Annotated in this window: 13 protein-coding genes; 4 read left to right on the top strand and 9 right to left on the bottom strand. The window is 58.6% G+C overall.

What is annotated here, in order from left to right; genetic code table 11:
* Window positions 1–33 precede the first annotated feature (33 nt).
* Both AC2FJZ_RS04700 and AC2FJZ_RS04695 read right to left on the bottom strand, forming a co-directional pair.
* The gene (locus AC2FJZ_RS04700) at window positions 34–1,773 is read right to left on the bottom strand and encodes a type I secretion system permease/ATPase (protein WP_496776239.1); all 1,740 of its coding nucleotides are present in this window, start codon (window positions 1,771–1,773) and stop codon (window positions 34–36) included.
* A gap of 208 nt (window positions 1,774–1,981) precedes the next feature.
* Window positions 1,982–3,016 carry an AbrB family transcriptional regulator gene (locus AC2FJZ_RS04695; protein WP_050603786.1) on the bottom strand — a complete coding sequence of 345 codons (1,035 nt, stop codon included), beginning with the start codon at window positions 3,014–3,016 and terminating at the stop codon, window positions 1,982–1,984.
* A 108-nt stretch (window positions 3,017–3,124) separates the two neighbouring features.
* On the opposite strand from AC2FJZ_RS04695, the gene AC2FJZ_RS04690 reads away from it, so the two are divergent.
* The 3 genes from AC2FJZ_RS04690 to tcuB are packed head-to-tail and all read left to right on the top strand — an operon-like array spanning window position 3,125 to window position 6,268.
* Entirely contained in the window at window positions 3,125–3,805 is a 681-nt protein-coding gene (locus AC2FJZ_RS04690; protein ID WP_496776238.1) for a GntR family transcriptional regulator, read from the top strand.
* 11 nt (window positions 3,806–3,816) lie between these two features.
* Window positions 3,817–5,211 (top strand): FAD-dependent tricarballylate dehydrogenase TcuA, encoded by a 1,395-nt coding sequence (gene tcuA, locus AC2FJZ_RS04685; RefSeq protein WP_496668186.1) that lies wholly within the window; start codon window positions 3,817–3,819, stop codon window positions 5,209–5,211.
* Window positions 5,201–6,268 (top strand): tricarballylate utilization 4Fe-4S protein TcuB, encoded by a 1,068-nt coding sequence (tcuB, locus tag AC2FJZ_RS04680; RefSeq protein WP_496776237.1) that lies wholly within the window; start codon window positions 5,201–5,203, stop codon window positions 6,266–6,268. Before tcuA ends, tcuB begins: the two co-directional genes overlap by 11 nt.
* 227 nt (window positions 6,269–6,495) lie before the next feature.
* Here tcuB and AC2FJZ_RS04675 read toward each other — a convergent pair whose 3' ends face one another.
* The 5 genes from AC2FJZ_RS04675 to AC2FJZ_RS04655 form a co-directional block, all read right to left on the bottom strand.
* Window positions 6,496–6,888 (bottom strand): isocitrate/isopropylmalate family dehydrogenase, encoded by a 393-nt coding sequence (locus tag AC2FJZ_RS04675; RefSeq protein ID WP_496776236.1) that lies wholly within the window; start codon window positions 6,886–6,888, stop codon window positions 6,496–6,498.
* A 513-nt stretch (window positions 6,889–7,401) separates the two neighbouring features.
* Window positions 7,402–8,139 carry a maleate cis-trans isomerase family protein gene (locus AC2FJZ_RS04670; protein ID WP_496668178.1) on the bottom strand — a complete coding sequence of 246 codons (738 nt, stop codon included), beginning with the start codon at window positions 8,137–8,139 and terminating at the stop codon, window positions 7,402–7,404.
* Window positions 8,136–9,203 carry a pyridoxal phosphate-dependent aminotransferase gene (locus AC2FJZ_RS04665; protein ID WP_496776235.1) on the bottom strand — a complete coding sequence of 356 codons (1,068 nt, stop codon included), beginning with the start codon at window positions 9,201–9,203 and terminating at the stop codon, window positions 8,136–8,138. The genes AC2FJZ_RS04670 and AC2FJZ_RS04665 overlap by 4 nt, the downstream gene beginning before the upstream one ends.
* On the bottom strand, window positions 9,200–10,855 hold the full coding sequence (locus AC2FJZ_RS04660) for a hydantoinase B/oxoprolinase family protein (RefSeq protein WP_496776234.1): 1,656 nt from the start codon (window positions 10,853–10,855) through the stop codon (window positions 9,200–9,202). Before AC2FJZ_RS04660 ends, AC2FJZ_RS04665 begins: the two co-directional genes overlap by 4 nt.
* Window positions 10,855–12,951 (bottom strand): hydantoinase/oxoprolinase family protein, encoded by a 2,097-nt coding sequence (locus tag AC2FJZ_RS04655; protein WP_496776233.1) that lies wholly within the window; start codon window positions 12,949–12,951, stop codon window positions 10,855–10,857. The genes AC2FJZ_RS04660 and AC2FJZ_RS04655 overlap by 1 nt, the downstream gene beginning before the upstream one ends.
* A gap of 971 nt (window positions 12,952–13,922) precedes the next feature.
* On the opposite strand from AC2FJZ_RS04655, the gene AC2FJZ_RS04650 reads away from it, so the two are divergent.
* Window positions 13,923–14,174 (top strand): SH3 domain-containing protein, encoded by a 252-nt coding sequence (locus AC2FJZ_RS04650; RefSeq protein WP_496776302.1) that lies wholly within the window; start codon window positions 13,923–13,925, stop codon window positions 14,172–14,174.
* Window positions 14,175–14,853: 679 nt separating this feature from the next.
* Here the strand turns inward: AC2FJZ_RS04650 and AC2FJZ_RS04645 are convergent.
* Together AC2FJZ_RS04645 and AC2FJZ_RS04640 are read right to left on the bottom strand one after the other, a co-directional pair.
* Window positions 14,854–15,111: a winged helix-turn-helix domain-containing protein gene (locus tag AC2FJZ_RS04645; RefSeq protein WP_496776301.1), complete on the bottom strand. Its 258-nt coding sequence runs from the start codon at window positions 15,109–15,111 to the stop codon at window positions 14,854–14,856.
* Between the two features lie 46 nt (window positions 15,112–15,157).
* Complete coding sequence (locus tag AC2FJZ_RS04640; RefSeq protein ID WP_496776232.1) at window positions 15,158–16,624, bottom strand: pyridoxal phosphate-dependent decarboxylase family protein; 1,467 nt, start codon at window positions 16,622–16,624, stop codon at window positions 15,158–15,160.
* Window positions 16,625–16,751 lie beyond the last annotated feature (127 nt).

Here is a 16,751-nt window from a genome sequence, read left to right as displayed (position 1 = left end):
TCTGAGCTGGTTTCTGTGTAGATTTCTTCGCCATTATTCACCTACAGGGCTGAGCTTGCGCTTAATCGCGCCTGCGTTCTGGACCATTGCGCCCAGGACTTCGTCCCGGCTGCCGAATCTCACAACCTGTCCTTTTTCGACCACGGCCAGATCGTCACATTCCGAGATGGCCTGTGGACGGTGCGTCATGATGATCGTGGATTTGCCCGCTTCCTTCAGACCTCTTACAGCCGCGTTCAACGCCTCTGTGCCGTCGGCGTCCAAGGCAGAGTTAGGTTCGTCCAATATCAGAAGAACTGGGTTGCCATAGAGGGCGCGGGCCAGAGCGATCCTCTGTTTCTGACCCCCGGATAGTTGACTGTCATTGCCTTCAAGGAACGTGCCGTAGCCCTTTTCCAGTGACAGGATCAATTCATGAGCGTTGGCTTTCTTGGCCGCCGCCACAACGGCTTCGGAGTCCGGCTTTTCAGACATACGGGCGATGTTTTCAGCGACGGTTCCGTTGAACAGTGTCACCTGTTGCGGCAGATAACCTATATGGCTACCCAGATCATTGGGGTCGTACTGATCCAACGTGGCGCCACCCAGCCTGATCTCGCCTGCGGCGGGGCGCCATAGCCCCAGCAACGCTTTGGCCAATGTCGTCTTTCCCGACCCGCTTTTGCCGATGACGCCCAGTGCTTTGCCGGGCTCGAGCTTCAGGTTTACGCCTCGAAGCGTCGGTGTCGACGTACCAGGGGGAATCACGGTCAGAGATTTGGCTTCCAATTGCGCCTTGGGCACAGGCAGGCGAATCCGTTCTTCTTCCGGTGGCATCAGGTCGAGGAACCGGTTCAGCGACACCCAGGCCGTTCTGGCACGTTCAACGAGGCTCCATTGCCCAACGGCCTGTTCGACGGGCGCAAGGGCGCGACCCAAAAGGATTGAGCCTGCAATCATCGCGCCAGGTGTCATTTCGTTTTGCAAAACTAACCAAGCGCCCAGGGCCAGCATGGCAGATTGAAAAAACAGCCGTAACGACTTGGTCAGCGACGTAAAGCTACCGGTCCAATCGCTTGCGGCAATGGACTGACGTAAAGCGTCCGAACGCTGGTTCAGCCATCGTTTGGTCACGTCCGCTTGCATACCCTGCGACCGTACAACCTCAGCCGCTTGTCTGGCGTGTTCAGAAAAAGCGTTGGCCCGCGCGCTAGCGGATTGGGCTTCGGCCACTTTTCGGCTGGTCATCGCCTGATTAAGCAGCGCAATTGCCACAAGCAGAACCCCACTGGCCACTGCCAACCATCCCAAAAGAGGGTGAAACAGGAAAATCGCGCCTAAGAAGACCGGCGTCCATGGTATGTCCATGACGGCCAGCAGAACCGGTGATGAGCACAGGTTTCGGATGGACTCCAGATCACGCAAAGCCGTTGCCGGGGCCGAGCGGACCTGCGGAACAAGCGAGCGGCGCATCGTGGCCTCAAAAACCCGTTCATCCAGTTGGGACTGAAACCGCGCGCCAAATCGGGCAACGATACGTCCTCGCGCAAAATCGAGCATGGCCATCAACGCGTAAAGCAGAGCGACCAGCAAGAACAAAGCAGTCAGAGTTTCCACCGCGCGCGAAGCCAGAACCCGGTCATATACCTGCAGCATGAACAAGGGACCGGTCAGCATCAGCAGATTGACGAAGATGCTGAACAAGAACGCCAGCGCCAGAAAGGCGACGCCTTGATTCCGCACGTTGCGCAGTTCGTGACGGGGGGGCGCAGTTAAGCGGTGTTCAGGTTTCACTGTTATCAATCCACATCATTTAGGGAAGCATCGCCGCATTTAGAAAGCTAGTTCAGCATTGCCAAGTTTGCACACACTATTTTGAGCAAGAAACCGCAAACGCGATACTAAAAAGCGGCGTCATTTAGCCGTTGCTTCATATTTGCGCAAGACAGGTCCTCGCGGACGTCGTGGCGCAAATCTCGGATTGATGATGTATTTCGTGTGATCACTCTCGGGACCGTGTCCATCGCAAAATGAGGTTGGCGGCAATGGGTGCGCCGATGATGACCAGCACAATCCGTGTCAGATGGTGGGTGATTACAAAGCCCAGATCAGCACCCGATACGATGGCCAGAATCGTCATCTCGGCCTGACCACCGGGGGCAAAGGCCAGAAATGCTTCGACGGGGTGCCCCAGTCCTAAGCTTGTGACTATGGCGGTGAATGCCGCTGCCAGAATCGCAAGCACGACAACATACGAAACACCCGCTGCCACAACGCGGCGCAATTCAGTCCAGGTTACGCCAACAAACTGCACACCAATTCCGCATCCAATGAAGAATTGAGCGGCCAGCACGGCCTCGCGCGGGGGACGGGAGTGGATGAAATCTCCCAATGAAAGCGCAGCAGTCAGGATCATGGGCCCCAGTATGGACGCGCCGAACAGGCCAATGCGTTCGCCCCCTTTCCAGCCGACCAGTGCTGCCATCACCATCAGCGCCAATTCATGCATCGGAAGATCGCGGGCGGGCTGACCGATCGGGTTGGTCAGATTTGCATCATACAACGCCGTCAGGATTATTGGGGCGAGGGTGACGATGATCAGAACGCGTGTTCCATGTATCAGCGACAGAGTGCGCGGGTTGGCGCCGGCCTCAGTGCCGAAAATGATCATGTCCTGAAGACCGCCGGGCATTGCCGCGTAGAACGCGGTTTTCGCGTCGAAACCCCAAACCTTGCGGAAAAACGGAACGCCAACCAGTGCGATTAGCAGAATGAAGAAGGGGACCAACAGAATCGATGCGGCCATCTTTGGCAGCTGGGCAAATAGGGCGGGTGTAATCGACGCCCCCACTGCGACGCCCAGTATGGTACGCGCGGCTACCGAAATCTGCCCGAACCCCGCCATCGGGGCATGCGCCAGAGCCGCAATTAGGCATGCGCTCATCGGGCCGAACAAGAAGGGCAGCGGTAGGTTCAGCGCCCAGAACACCCCCGTGCCCAGAACCGCCAGGCTGAACGTCACGGCCCGTTTGGCCATGAGAGAGGGTGCGTTCGTGAGGGAAGGCAAGATGCAGGTTCCGACGTCGTTGACTCAGTATGTATCCAAATGTATGCAATAGGACGCAAGAGAGCAAGAGAGCCTGTGATGACAATTCAAGACGCCGCCATACAGCCCGGCCCACAAGGCAATTCTGCGTACCAACGCCTTCTGGACGAGGTTCGCGATGGCACGCTTCTGCCCGGCGATCGCCTGCGTGAGATTGAACTGTCCCAGCGGCTGGGTGTCAGCCGGACCCCTGTGCGCGAAGCGATCCGACAGTTGGAAGCGGACGGGCTGGTCACGCATGTTCCGCGGCAGGGCGCGACTGTACGCAGTCTAGATTACGCCGAGGTAATGGAGCTGTATGAAATGCGCGCGGTGCTTGAGGGCACTGCGGCCCGGCTGGCAGCACGTGCGGCGTCAGACATAGAACTGGATGAGTTGGACATATTGAATGACCGGCTTGCCGAGGCAGGCACTGGTCCCGACGCGGCTCAGATCAACAGGATTTTCCATGCAACGCTCCTGGATGCCGCCAAAAACCGGTTTTTGGCCAAGTCTATGCTGTCTCTGCAAAAGGCGTTGCTGATCTTAGGGCCTTCGCAATTGTTGGACAGCGAGCGATCCGAAGCGGCGGTGGCTGAGCATCGACACATCATGGTTGCGCTGAAAGCCCGCGATGGTGCTGCGGCTGAAGCGGAAATGCGCGCGCATATTCAGGCTGCGCAACGGATGCGGATTCGTGCGTTGCAGGAACGCGACCGCTCAATCGACGAAAATCAGTAGGCAGGCAGAACATGGCAACCCAAACGGAAGTTTACGATATTGCCGTGATTGGCGGAGGAAACGCGGCTCTGTGTGCGGCGATGACGGCAGCCGAGGCCGGTGCCCGTGTTTTGATCCTTGAAACAGCCCCAAAACCCTATCGCGGGGGGAACTCGCGCCACACACGCAACTTTCGTTGTATGCATCAGGGCCCTTTGGGTCCCTTGGTCGACGCCTACAGCGAAGATGAATATCTATCGGACCTTTTGAAAGTCACTGATGGCAAAACGGACGAACATCTGGCCCGACTGGCCATACGAACGTCAGAGGAATGCCTGCCGTGGATGGAAGAGCGCGGGGTTCGCTTTCAACCGTCCCTGTCCGGGACACTTTCTTTGGCACGTACAAATGCCTTCTTTATGGGCGGCGGCAAGTCTCTGGTGAACGCGTTTTACAGGACAGCGGCTGGTCTAGGCGTTGACGTGCTGTATGAGGCCGCAGTGACGCATTTGGAGTTAAATGGCGATCAAGTTGAATGGGTGGACTACACCTACGAAGGACGCTCTCATCGCATAGCGCCAAAGTCCGTCATCGTTGCCTCGGGCGGATTTCAGGGGGACACGGACTGGCTTACCCGCGCTTGGGGGCCTGCGGCGCAGAACTTTCTGATCCGAGGCACGCCGTATAATCGGGGCGTTGTCCTGGCCGATCTTCTTAAACAGGGCGTTGAGAGCATTGGGGATCCCACGCAGTGCCACGCCGTGGCCATTGATGGACGCGCGCCGAAATTCGACGGCGGCATCGTCACCCGCCTGGACTGCGTGCCGTTTTCTATCGTCGTGAACAAAGACGCAGAGCGATTTTATGACGAGGGAGAGGACGTCTGGCCAAAGCGATACGCGATCTGGGGCCGCCTGGTGGCGGCACAGCCGGATCAGGTGGGCTATGTGATCATTGATGCGACGTCGCTAAACCTATTCATGCCATCCGTTTTCCCGCCGCTCAAGGCGGACACGTTGGAGGAACTGGCAGAGATGATGGGACTGCCTGCCGACAAGCTGACCGCAACGGTCAGCGAGTTCAATGCGGCCTGCGGTGACACCACCGGGTTTCATCCAACTGAGTTGGATGGGGTCGCAACCGCCGGATTGAGCCCGCCCAAGACCAACTGGGCCCGGCCGATTAATGAGCCGCCCTTTTACGGTTATTCGCTGCGCACCGGCGTGACCTTCACTTATCTGGGGTTGAAAGTTGACGACAACGCGCAATGCTCAACATCTGACGGCAAGATCAAAAACCTTTGGGCGGCAGGGGAAACCATGGCCGGGTCCATTCTGGGGCAGGGTTATCTGGCCGGTTTTGGCATGACCATCGGAACCGTTTTTGGGCGCGTCGCAGGACGTGAGGCCGCTGCTTATGCAAATTGATCTGATACAGGAAGCCCGCCGTCAGGCCGAGATCTGCAATGCATGCCGGTATTGCGAAGGCTATTGCTCAGTCTTCCCTTCGCTGCATTCGGAGCGCGCATTCTCAGATGGTGACATCACGCAATTGGCCAATCTCTGCCACAACTGCCGCGGGTGTTACTATGCCTGCCAGTACACGGCACCGCATGAGTTCGATTTGAACCTGCCCAAAGCACTGGCCGAAGTTCGGCGGGACAGTTGGGAAAGCTTCGCCTGGCCGCAGCCGTTAGCGCGCCGGTTTCACACCCATGGCGGGGCCATAGCCATGGCGCTTGTGGTTGGATTTGCCGCGTTGTTCTGGGCAATCCGCGCGATTGGATCCAGCGGAGGAGAAGGTTTCTACGCCGTCCTGTCCCACAATGCGATGGTCGCGATTTTTGCGCCCGCTTTCCTGTTGCCGCTTTTCAGTATCGCTATTGGCCTCAGGCGCTATTGGAACGCGGTTGGCGGAACGCCCGTTCAGTTGGCAGACCTTAAGGTGGCTGTTGAACGCGCCGCAACGATGAGGGACCTGGCTGCAGGCCATGGAGAGGGCTGCAACTTTGAGGATGAAGACAGGTTCAGTCAGGCCCGGCGGCACATCCACCAGGCCATCATGTACGGTTTCCTGTTGTGTTTCGCCTCTACTTCCGTCGCGACCATTCTGCACTATGGCTTTGGTTTGCAAGCACCATACGGGTTTTGGTCCCTGCCGAAACTGTTTGGGGTTTCAGGCGGCATTCTGTTGACCGTAGGATGCGGAGCCATGGTTATGCTGAAACAGAAATCGGACACAGACCTTGGGGACAAATCCGCCTGGAGTGGAGACATCGGTTTTATATTGCTGCTTGGTTTTGTTGGGCTGAGCGGGCTTGTTCTCTATGCCTTCGGCGCGACGCCGTTGATGCCAGCCCTATTAGCCATCCACTTGGGATCTGTTTTGACGTTTTTCGTTCTGACACCGTTCACAAAAATGGCGCACGGGTTCTACCGCCTCGCGGCTCTTGTCAGGGATGCACAACGAAAGCGTGGCCTCTAACGGCTGAATTGAAGCTTATAGGGAATCGGATGTTTTTCGAGGCCGTCAGATTACCAAGAGCATTGGCGAAGGGTAGGGCAATTGCGCGGCTGTCGAATGTCACTATCAGTTTGAGCATTTCGTGCATTGTATGGCCGCACAACTTTCTATCGCCGCAACGAAATCAGGGATTGGACAGGATCTGTCTGCTCCCGGACCGATGAAGGTGGCCAGATGCGCCGTTCCAATCATGGTTCGTCGGTCCTCAGGTTGCGCAAGACTGCTTGCGTAACAGTCGTCGTATCGGCCGATCCCCCAAGGTCCGGTGGCAGCAACCCTGCGTTCAGAAAGTTGTCCACAGCCCGCTCTATGGCATCAGCAGCCTCGGGCCGACCTAAGCCATGCTCGAACATCATCGCCACCGACAGGATCGCGCCTAGTGGGTTGGCGATCCCCTGCCCGGAAATGTTAGGTGCATTGCCATGCGCGTCCCACGACGCGGTTCCAAGAAGATCCTCCTCAATGTCGACCGCCACGTCGAATTGTCGGGCAACCTGACGCAACACCTGCAACCCGCTGTCCACGACCTCGGGGCCAATGTGGTCACCGCCAAGGCCGAGCACCTTGAGTGGCCCGTTCATCCCGCCATCCCTTGCTGCAGCACCATATGTATGGCACCTGGATCTAGATCTCGTTGAAGCAGGCGTAGGCTGGTGTGAAAGTCATCCAGATCAACGGAAGACGTCAGGACTGCGCGCGCAGATGTTTCCGCTTTGAACCCGGTCCGCCCATGCAGCCGCCGCTGATTGTCGAATAAGGTCACACATCTTCGGTTGCGAGGTGGACGGGGTGTTCAACGCTGCCACTTGCGAATGGGTCATAGGGTTCACCCGCCATGACTGGCGGGTCGAACTTGGCTGAGTGCAATTTCTCCAAGAACAACGGTGTTCGCCATAGCACTGTGATTCAGACGGGTGCCAATCAGCCGATGGAAGGCTGAAGACGTTCCATCTGCTTTTCAGTCAGCCAGAACAAATGGCTCGTTTGCACCAACTGAAACTCAGTGGCTTGAAACACGCTGCTGAGATCGTGGCAGCCAAAAAAATGGGTACAGATTCTAAGAAAGCGGGGCAATTCGCTTCGCTCCGGTGTTGTTACAGTTTGTCGAACAGACGGCCCGGCAGTGCGTCGTGGCGTGGCAGGTTCAGGGCCTGCATCAGGCAGAATATCATCGCTTGGTTCGAGGTGACGACCGGTTTTTCCAACGCCGTTTCGATCCGCTCGATGGCCTCGACCGAGCGCATGTCGGTGCAACTGAGAACGATGACCTGCGCGTCGGTGTGGTCAGCCTGACAGGCCAGGTCAAAAACTTCGTCGGGTGTCAGCTCTCCCTGACCGTAATTGCCCAGTTCGCGGCCGACATCGGCGCAGTGTACGGTTTCGAAACCGTTTTCAGCCATGAACGCTATGGCCTGAGCATTGATCTCACCCAGATAGGGAGAAGAAAATCCGACCTTCGTGACCTCCAGCGCCTTGATGGCGGCGATCAGTGAACCGGCGGCGGTCAGGGACCGTGCCCCGGAACCGGATTCAATCTGCCGCGCCAGATCGGCGTCGAAAGACGGACCATGGGTCAAGGTGGCCGAGGTGCAACCATACAGCACCACGTCCGGTCGCACCCCAGATATCATGCGCAGGTCGTGACTGATATCCGAGGCGCCCAGACCAGCCATCTGGTTCGCGCCCGGAATCTCGTCCACGTCATAGCCGCCCATGCGCTGGAAATGAACGGTGGTGTTTGGCGGGCGCAGCATCTCCATATCCGGTTCCAGATTGGTGTTGGTGAACGGCACCAGAACACCGATCCTGGCTGCGGTGCGTGTCTCGGTCATGTCAACACTCCTTTCAGCACGTTGTGCGCCCTGTCCATCACGTCGGGGGGGCAGATGGTGGCACGCAGACAATCGGACAAGCCATAGCCGCCCATGCCGCGCATCAGCAGATGTTCAGCCCGCAGCGCCACATCTGCCGCCTGCGCCTGCGCGGCCGAGGCAAAGCGGATCAGCACGAAATTGGTGTGGCTTTCGGGCACTGTCAGGCCCAGATCACGGCAGTTCTGCGCAAACCGGTCCCGGATCGCCGCCGTCTGCACCACCACATCACGCATATGAACCTGATCGCGCATCGCTGCTGCTGCTGCCGCCTGCGCGGCGATCGAGATATTGTTTGGGTTCAGTAGTTTGCGTATCTCGCCTGCGAGCCGGCCAGGGAAATACCCCCATCCGGCCCGCGCCCCGGCCAGCCCGTAGGCTTTCGAGAAAGTGCGCGTGATCACCGTATCCCCCTGATCCGCCAGCGCGAAGATTTCGGCGGGGTCGTTGGTGGGGTCGGCAAACTCGGCATACGCCTGATCTACCACCAGCAGCACATCGCGGGGCAGGGCGGCGCGCAGGCGGGTGATCTCGGAATTCGCGATCAGCGTGCCGGTGGGATTGCCCGGGTTGCAGACAAAGACGATGCGGGTCTTGGGCGTGACAGCGGCCAGAAGCGCATCGATCGAAACGGTCAGATCGACCTCGGACGCGACGGTGTATTCAGCCTGCGCCTGCGCCGTGGCCGAGGCGACAAAGGCATAGCCGTATTGTGTCCCAAGCACCTGATCACCCGAACCGGCAAAGGCGCGGATCAGACAGCCGATCAGCTCCATCGACCCGGCCCCGCACAAAATACGGGCAGGGTCCAGCCCGTGCGCCGCAGCAATCGCGGTCCGCAACTCGGGCCATTCTGGATCGGGATAGAGTGTCAGATCAGACATCGCCGCTTGTCCCGCAGCCACAGCAGCCGGGCTGGCGGGAAAGGCGCTTTCGTTTTGCGCCAGCGAAACGGTCTGCGCGCCGCCCAGATCAGCCAGCGCATAAGCGGCCATGGCCCCGACGGAAGGTACCGGACGGATCATGCGTCACCCCCGTATATTTTGGCGCCAGCGGCGCTGACCAGGCCGCGTTTCATATCCAGCGACAGCGCATCGGGATCGCGATCCGCTGGATTGCCGAACCCGCCGCCGCCGGGGGTGTCGAAGATCAGGTAATCACCCCCTTCGACCCGCAGCTCGCCCTTGCCCGGAATGTCGCTATCTCCATCACGCAAACGGATGCGCCCGGGCGCGCCGGGTTCGCCACCCATGCGGCCAAGAGCGGGGAATTTCAGGCGTTCGACCGACAGGAAGACAATGAAGGGCGCATCGTTGGACGAGGTCATCTCGATCCGTTGTCCCAGCCCGCCGCGATATTTGCCCGCACCGCCGGAATCCGGGCGCAGTTCGCGCCGCCAGATGGTGACGGGCGCGACGCTTTCGGTAATCTCGACCTGACTGCCGAACACACCCGAAGGGTAGGCGGTGGCCGACAACCCATCCGCATGAGGCCGCGCGCCGGTGCCGCCATTGTGCACAGGTTCAACCGCGAATTGCCGCCCGCCGTCACGGGCCACCTCGGGCGCGTGTCGCATCGGCAGGTCGAACATGCAGCTTGCGCCTTCAGCCGGGACCTGATCGGGCAGGGCCTGATGCAGGCAGCCCAGCACCAGATCGGGTGTGACCTGACCCAGCGTGTGCCGCATCGCGACCGGCGCCGGGCGCTGCGCGTTCAAGATACAGCCTTTGGGGCCGTCCACTGTGAACGGCTCCAGCGATCCGGCATTGTTGGGGATGTCCGAGCCTACAATGCAGCGTAGCGCGAAGACGGTATAGGCCGTGGCATAGTTCAGCGGCACGTTGATGCCCTTGCGTGAACAGCCCGAGGTACCGGTGAAATCCACATGCATCCCCGACTTGGTGACGGTCAGGGTGGCATGCAACTCCAGCTCGTTCTCATAGCCGTCCATCTTCAGAACGTTCCTGTAGACGCCTTCGGGCACTTCGGCGATGGCCTCATGCGTGCCGCGGCGCGAGGTGTCGATGATGTAGGACCCCAGCGCTTCCAGATCGTTCAGGCCGAATTCGTCCATCATCGCCACCAGCCGGCTCACCCCGGCCTCGCAGCAGGCGATCAGGGCATAGATGTCGCCTTCGTTGGCGATGGGCTCGCGGCTGTTGGCGCGGATGATGTCCAGCAGCAGCGCGTTGGGGGTGCCTTCCTCGACCAGTTTGCAGGGCGGGATCAGCAGCCCCTCGTCATAGATGTCGGACCCTTCAGGTCCCATGCCCAGACCACCCAGATCGACCAGATGCGAGGTGCAGGAGGTGAAGCCCACCACCCTGCCATCCTTGAACGCAGGCATCATCAGCAGGAAGTCGTTCAGATGCCCCGAGGCCAGCCACGGATCGTTGGTCATATAGATGTCGCCCGGTTTCATGGTCTGAACCGGGAAGGCTTCGCGCAGGTGCTGTACCGCCTCGGCCATGGTGTTGATATGGCCCGGCGTTCCGGTCACGGCCTGTGCCAGCATCCGGCCGTTCACGTCGAAGATCCCGGCCGAGATATCGCCGCATTCACGCACGATGGGGGAAAAGGCGGCACGGATCAGGGTCTGGCCCTGTTCCTCGACCACGGCCAGCAGGCGGTTCCACATCACTTGAAGGCGGGCGGGAGAAAGATCGGCAGTCGTCATCATGCGCCTCCTTTCTGGTCCTGAACCAGGACGAGGTTTCCTATTGCATCCACATGGGCCGAGAAATCGGCCGAAACCAGCGTTGTGGTTTGCGGCTCGTGGATCAGCGCGGGGCCACACAGGTGATCCCCGGCTTTCAGATCATCCCGCGCCACAAACGCGGCCTGTTTTAAGGCCCCGTCCACATCGCAGATGATCGGGCGGGTGTCCGATGCGGTGATCGTCGTCAGCGCGGGCGACTCGGGCAGGGGCGGTACGGCACTGTCGCTTGTGGCGACGCGAACCGCCCAGTTCAGGATCTCGATCTGCATCCCCGGCACCGGGCGCGAGAATTGCTTGCGGTATTCTTCCTCGAACGCGGCGGTCAGCGGGGCGATGTCCCCTGTCGCCAGGGGGCGGTCGGGCAGGGTGATCTCGATCTCGTGCCCCTGACCGTTATAGCGCATGAAGGCGGTGCGCAGGGTTTCCGTAGGGGCATCGCCCGCGCCCAGTGTGACCACCTCCTGCGCCTCGGTTATCATGGCGTCGAACAGGGCGTTGACCTCGTTGATCTCCATGTTGTCCAGCAGGGAATAGCGCGAGCGGACGATCTCGAAGCTGACCGGCGCGAACAGGAAACCCACAGCCGACCCAACGCCCGGGTTGGGCGGGATCACGATGCGGCCAACACCGGCGGACCGTGCCACGCGGCTGGCGTGCAGCGGCCCGTTGCCGCCAAAGGCGATCATCGTGCGCGGGCCCAGATCCTTGCCCGATTCCACCGCGTGCATCCGCCCCGCGCTGGCCATGCTTTCATCCACGATGCGGCTAACCCCGTCAGCCGCCCCCACTGCGTCCAATTCGAGCCGCGACCCGATCACCTGGCTCAGCGCCTGTTTCGCATTTTCGGGGTCCAGCTTGATATGCCCCTCGGCAAAGGTGTCAGGAACGATATAGCCCAGCGTAATGTCGCTGTCGGTGACGGTCGGATCGGTGCCGCCACGCATAAAGGCGACGGGGCCGGGCTCGGACCCCGCCGATTTCGGCCCCACGGTCAGACGGCCCAGCCGGTCGACCCCGGCGACGGACCCGCCCCCCGCGCCGATCTCGATCATCTCGATCACTGGGATGCGCACCGGCATCCCCGATCCTTTGATGAACCGCGCCGCGCGGGCAATTTCGAACTGGCGCGAAGTTTGCGGGCGGGCCTTGTCGATCAGGCACAGCTTGGCGGTGGTCCCGCCGACGTCAAAGGACAGAACCTGATCCAGTTCGGCGCGCGCGGCAATGCGGGCGGCCAGAATGGCACCCCCGGCGGGCCCGGATTCTACCAGCCGGACCGGGAACCGTGCGGCGGTGCGCACAGTGCACATGCCGCCCCCTGCGGTCATCATCAGGATCGGGCAGGTCACGCCTTCGGCCTCGAACCGATCGACGAACCGCGCCAGATAGGTCTGCATCAGCGGCTGGATATAGGCATTGGCGACAGTGGTGCACAGCCGGTCGAATTCGCGTGCCTCTGGGCTGACCTCAGACGAGATTGAGACGGTCAGTTCCGGGCGTTCTGTGACCAGCACATCGCGCAGTTTTCGTTCATGCACGGGGTTTGCATAAGCGTGCATCAGGCAGATGGCAATGGCCTCGGCCCCGCTGGCGTCGATGTCATCCAGCAACGCGTCGATGGCCGCATCTTCGAGTTCAATCAGAACGCGGCCATCCGCGGCCATCCGCTCGCGCACGGTCAGCGCGCGTTCGCGTGGCACCAGCAGATCGGGCTTTTCCAGATTGATGTCATATTGCGAATAGCGCCGCTCATAGGCGATTTCCAGAATGTCGCGGAACCCTTCGGTGGTGACTGTCGCCACGACCGCGCCGCGCCTTTCAATCAGCGCATTGGTTGCAAGAGTCGTACCATGAACAAAGCCGGTCACATCACCCAACACGCGCCCGGATTGCGCCATCACGCGCATCGCGCCTTCCATGGCGCCGTCGGCGGGGTTTTGATGAGTGGTCAGGGTTTTGGTCGAGGCGAGGATCGTATCTTCGCCGGAAACAAGAACCGTATCGGTGAAGGTGCCGCCAATATCAGTAGCCAGGCGCAGCGTTTGAGTTGTCATTAAATCTTCCGAAATTTCCGTGGTCACAGCAGGATGCCAGAGGGCCTTGGCCCAGCGATCAGGCCGGGATCACAAGATCACAGCCAGTGGCGCGGCGATCCATGGGATTGGAAATGCATATCGGTTTCATGGAATCCATCATTGCGCGACGGATTTCGCTCATCAAGGGTTTTGTTGGAAAGTTTCCGGTGTTGTCACAATAACCGCTGCTAGATTGCTCATGCCCAGTTTGGAACGTAGTTGGTATCGATGAAATCACCTGCCGCCAACCACAAGACCACCGCTGTCGACCTCAAATCATCGCGCATGCGGTGTGGCTGTAACCATGACATTACCCAATCTCGTCAACGGTAGGTTTGTTGTCGAAACAGGTCTGCGGATCATCGTCCAGGTGCCGGATACCCACGCACAGAAGATCGTTGACGCGGTCCTGGTCGAGAATACCCTCAAGTACGTTGACTACGATTGCGTTACATTCCGGACCACGCCCGGGGTCCAGCAATTCAGATCACTGGGAAGCGGGCGCAACGCGGCGACATCACATGCGGTCGAGGTGCCCTGTGTGGAACTGTCTTTCTTTCTGGGCAGAGACGAAGCAAGGGCCGTGCAGGTGCTCCGAGAGGTATTTTCCTCTCACCCCTACGAAGGAGCCGGTAGTATTCGTTGTGCCGTGCGCGCGGACGCTCCATATCCGGGGAATGGACGAAGACAATCCCAACAGGTTATGGAACAACAAAGCCGAAGATTGGGTGCCGGAAGAGCATCAGTAGACCAAAGTCCCGTTTCGCCCTTGCGAAGCGCTGTTTTGGCTGACCCGGCCTCGGGTCCAGGGTGGCTTCGCAAAGTTATGCCTTTGGATTGTTCCTCTTGCTGAATTGGCTCGTTAAGATGGTGTTTGAGGCAACAAGCAGGAATACCCGATGAGTCGTGCAATCTTCATCCCATTAGCGGCTTTTGTTCTAGGGCTCTTTATGAATACTGAGCCTACAGCGGCGGCCCCTCTCGGAAGATACGAGGTTTTTGGTGTTGAAGAGGGTGACATGCTGAAGATGCGTGCTGGACCAGGAACAGGCTTTAATGTGATCGTTGGGCTTCCAAATGGAACCGCCTTACGGGTTCACAGTTGCGAACAAACCGGAGGCACCCGTTGGTGCCGAGTATCGCTGGATCGCGCGCGTAGTCTAAAGGGTTATGTATCCTGGGCCTATTTACGAGAAAGATGATCGGATGCACCCTGTGGTCCCCGCCTAAACAGCGTCGTGACAGGTCGGTGGAATCCCCCATCTTCGCCGTTGGGTTCTCTGGCGCTTGTATTTCTGGGCTGCCAGGAACAACACAATTGCCGGGTCAGCCGCAACCCAGCCGAAAAAACCTGCCTCCAAGGGAAAATGGAACAGGAGGAGCGTAGGCCGGTTTCCCTGAATGGTTCTTCTTGGACCGGACAGTTCCAACTCAAACTCGTTCAGATTTTGCTCTTGCGGCAAGCGGAGGCTTTGACGGGCCGCTTTGTCGCAACGCCAGCGACATTTGAACGGCAGGATTGGTTCGAAGATACCCAATTGCAAAGAGATAGGGGGGCGTAGGAATTCATCCGAAATCTGTTTCGGGACCCCCAAGCGCCAGTTGGCTCGGGTAACCGATGCAACTGGTGAGCGGCGGAGCTGAGCTGTTAAAGCGGACCTATACGCCCCAATCAGATAAACCATTGCCAGGTTCGTCTTACCGCAACAGAGCGCTGTTTTCTGTAAGGAACTTTAGAAAGAGAGCGTAAATAGGGCTTTCCCAGTCGTATTCCACATGGCTGAGCCAGTTCGCGACTTTGACAATGGGAAAACCTGAACCTGTAATGGAAAAAGCAAGGCTTACCCCGTCGTCCGTCATGCAGTAACTGATATCATCATGTTATTCTGGAACATCTGCCTTGGCTTCCATCCATTGGTTTTTCTCAATCGCCTGTTCGAGGACTTTTGCTACAAAGCGAAATCCTTGGCCATGTGCAGTCCGAATAATCCGCTGATTTCTTCCGTCGTCACCAAGGGATTGTCGCAAAGCTCTGATCGCAATTGAAATCGTAGTATCAGATACGAATCTGCCGTCCCAAACGGATGCGAGATAGGTCTGCCAGCAAGATGCCGCGCTTGCTCTGAAGTCAGCTGTGATCCCGCAAACGGCGTTTGCAAATGCTTAACAGCTTTCAATGAGAGCGTTAGGCGGTTTGTTCCGACAGAATTTCCTCCGCGATCAGAATCACATCGCGGAGGAACAGGTCTATGTCCTTGCGTTGGGTGCGGTGATTGTTGAACGCGCAGCGAAGCCCATGTTTGCCCTGCACCGTGGTGTCCGAAGGCATAGCGAGCCCGCGCTCCTGAATCCGAAGCATAATTTCGGTATTGAGTACTTTGGTTGCATCTTCACCTGCCGCTAGATGCCGGAAACAAACAATGTTGAGATCTACAGGAGCGACAAGTTCCAGACGCGGATGCGCCTCTACCTGTTCAGCCATATAACGTGCAAAGCCTATGTCTTGCGCAATGAGACGCCCGAACTTTGCCGCCCCTTGTTCCTTGAAAGCCATCCAGATTTTCAACGCGCGAAAGCTACGGCTAAGGTCTAGGCCGTAGTCTGCAAGGAACTTCCCGGCAATCATTCCGCGGTCCTGGAGTTGCAGGTAGGGGCCGTGCATCTCGAATGTCTTGAAGTGCGCTTCGGGATCCTTGATCAGTACAGCACCAGCGTCAAAGGGTGTGTGCAGCCATTTGTGGGGATCAATGGAAACGGAACCGGCACGTTCGATCCCGGCGACCAGATGAGCGTGCTCGGGGGCAAGGCGCAATACACCGCCGATGCATCCGTCAACGTGGAACCACAGGCCCTCGCGCTCACACAGGTCGGCAATCGCGGTCAGGTCATCAATCGCCCCGGTGTTTGTCGTTCCAGCCGTTCCAATCACGCAAGCAGGTTGCAATCCATTCGCGCGATCTTGCCTGATCGCGTATTCGAGCGCGTCGAGCTGCATTCTTTGGCGGTTATCGCTCACAATTTCCACCAGGGCTTTCGCGCCAAGGCCCAGCGTCTCCAACGCCTTCTGGTGACAGCTATGGACCTGATCAGAGGCGTAAAACCTAAGTGGTTTATCCAGCGCGGCAATACCATCCTGGCGCACATCATACCCGGCGGTAAAATTGCGGATCACAGTATGCGCCACAAGATTTGCCATTGACCCACTGCTGGTCAGAGTCCCACTCGTATTCTTGGGAAATCCCGCAATTTCTTTCAGCCAATCAATAACTTGCTGTTCGACCTGCGCCGCACCTGTGTTGCCACCCCCAAGATTACTGCCTTCTACGGCCGCGAGAAAATCACCCAAAGCACCAGTGAAATTGCTGGCACCCATGTACCAACCCCAGAAACGTGGATGGATATTGCCCATGGGATACGCACGCACGGTCGCCTGATATTCATCGTAGACCTGTTCCAGAGACGAGGGATGGTCCGGCAAACCAGACTGGAAGGTGGCATGGACATTGTCGGGCATGGAACTCCAAACAGGGCGCTCTCGCACCTGTTTTAGATGGTCGACGGCCTCATCAACCATCCTGTGCGCGAGTGCGCGGCTGGCCTCCCAATCGTTCGGATCAAGAGTTAACTTTTTGTGTTTCTCCATCAACAGCATCCCTTTGTTTCGAAGGAAAGAGTGATCGATAAGTGCATTCAGTGCAATCGTTCTACCGCCCAGTTGAATCTCCAACAGACGGTGAGTCACTTTGGAGCGATGGTGGATCGGAAGGCTTATGCGTGCG

It is taken from the genome of Ruegeria sp. CDSA079 (genome assembly GCF_059612245.1).
Note: the sequence above shows the minus strand (reverse complement) of the source record. Positions and strands in the feature narration are given on the sequence as shown.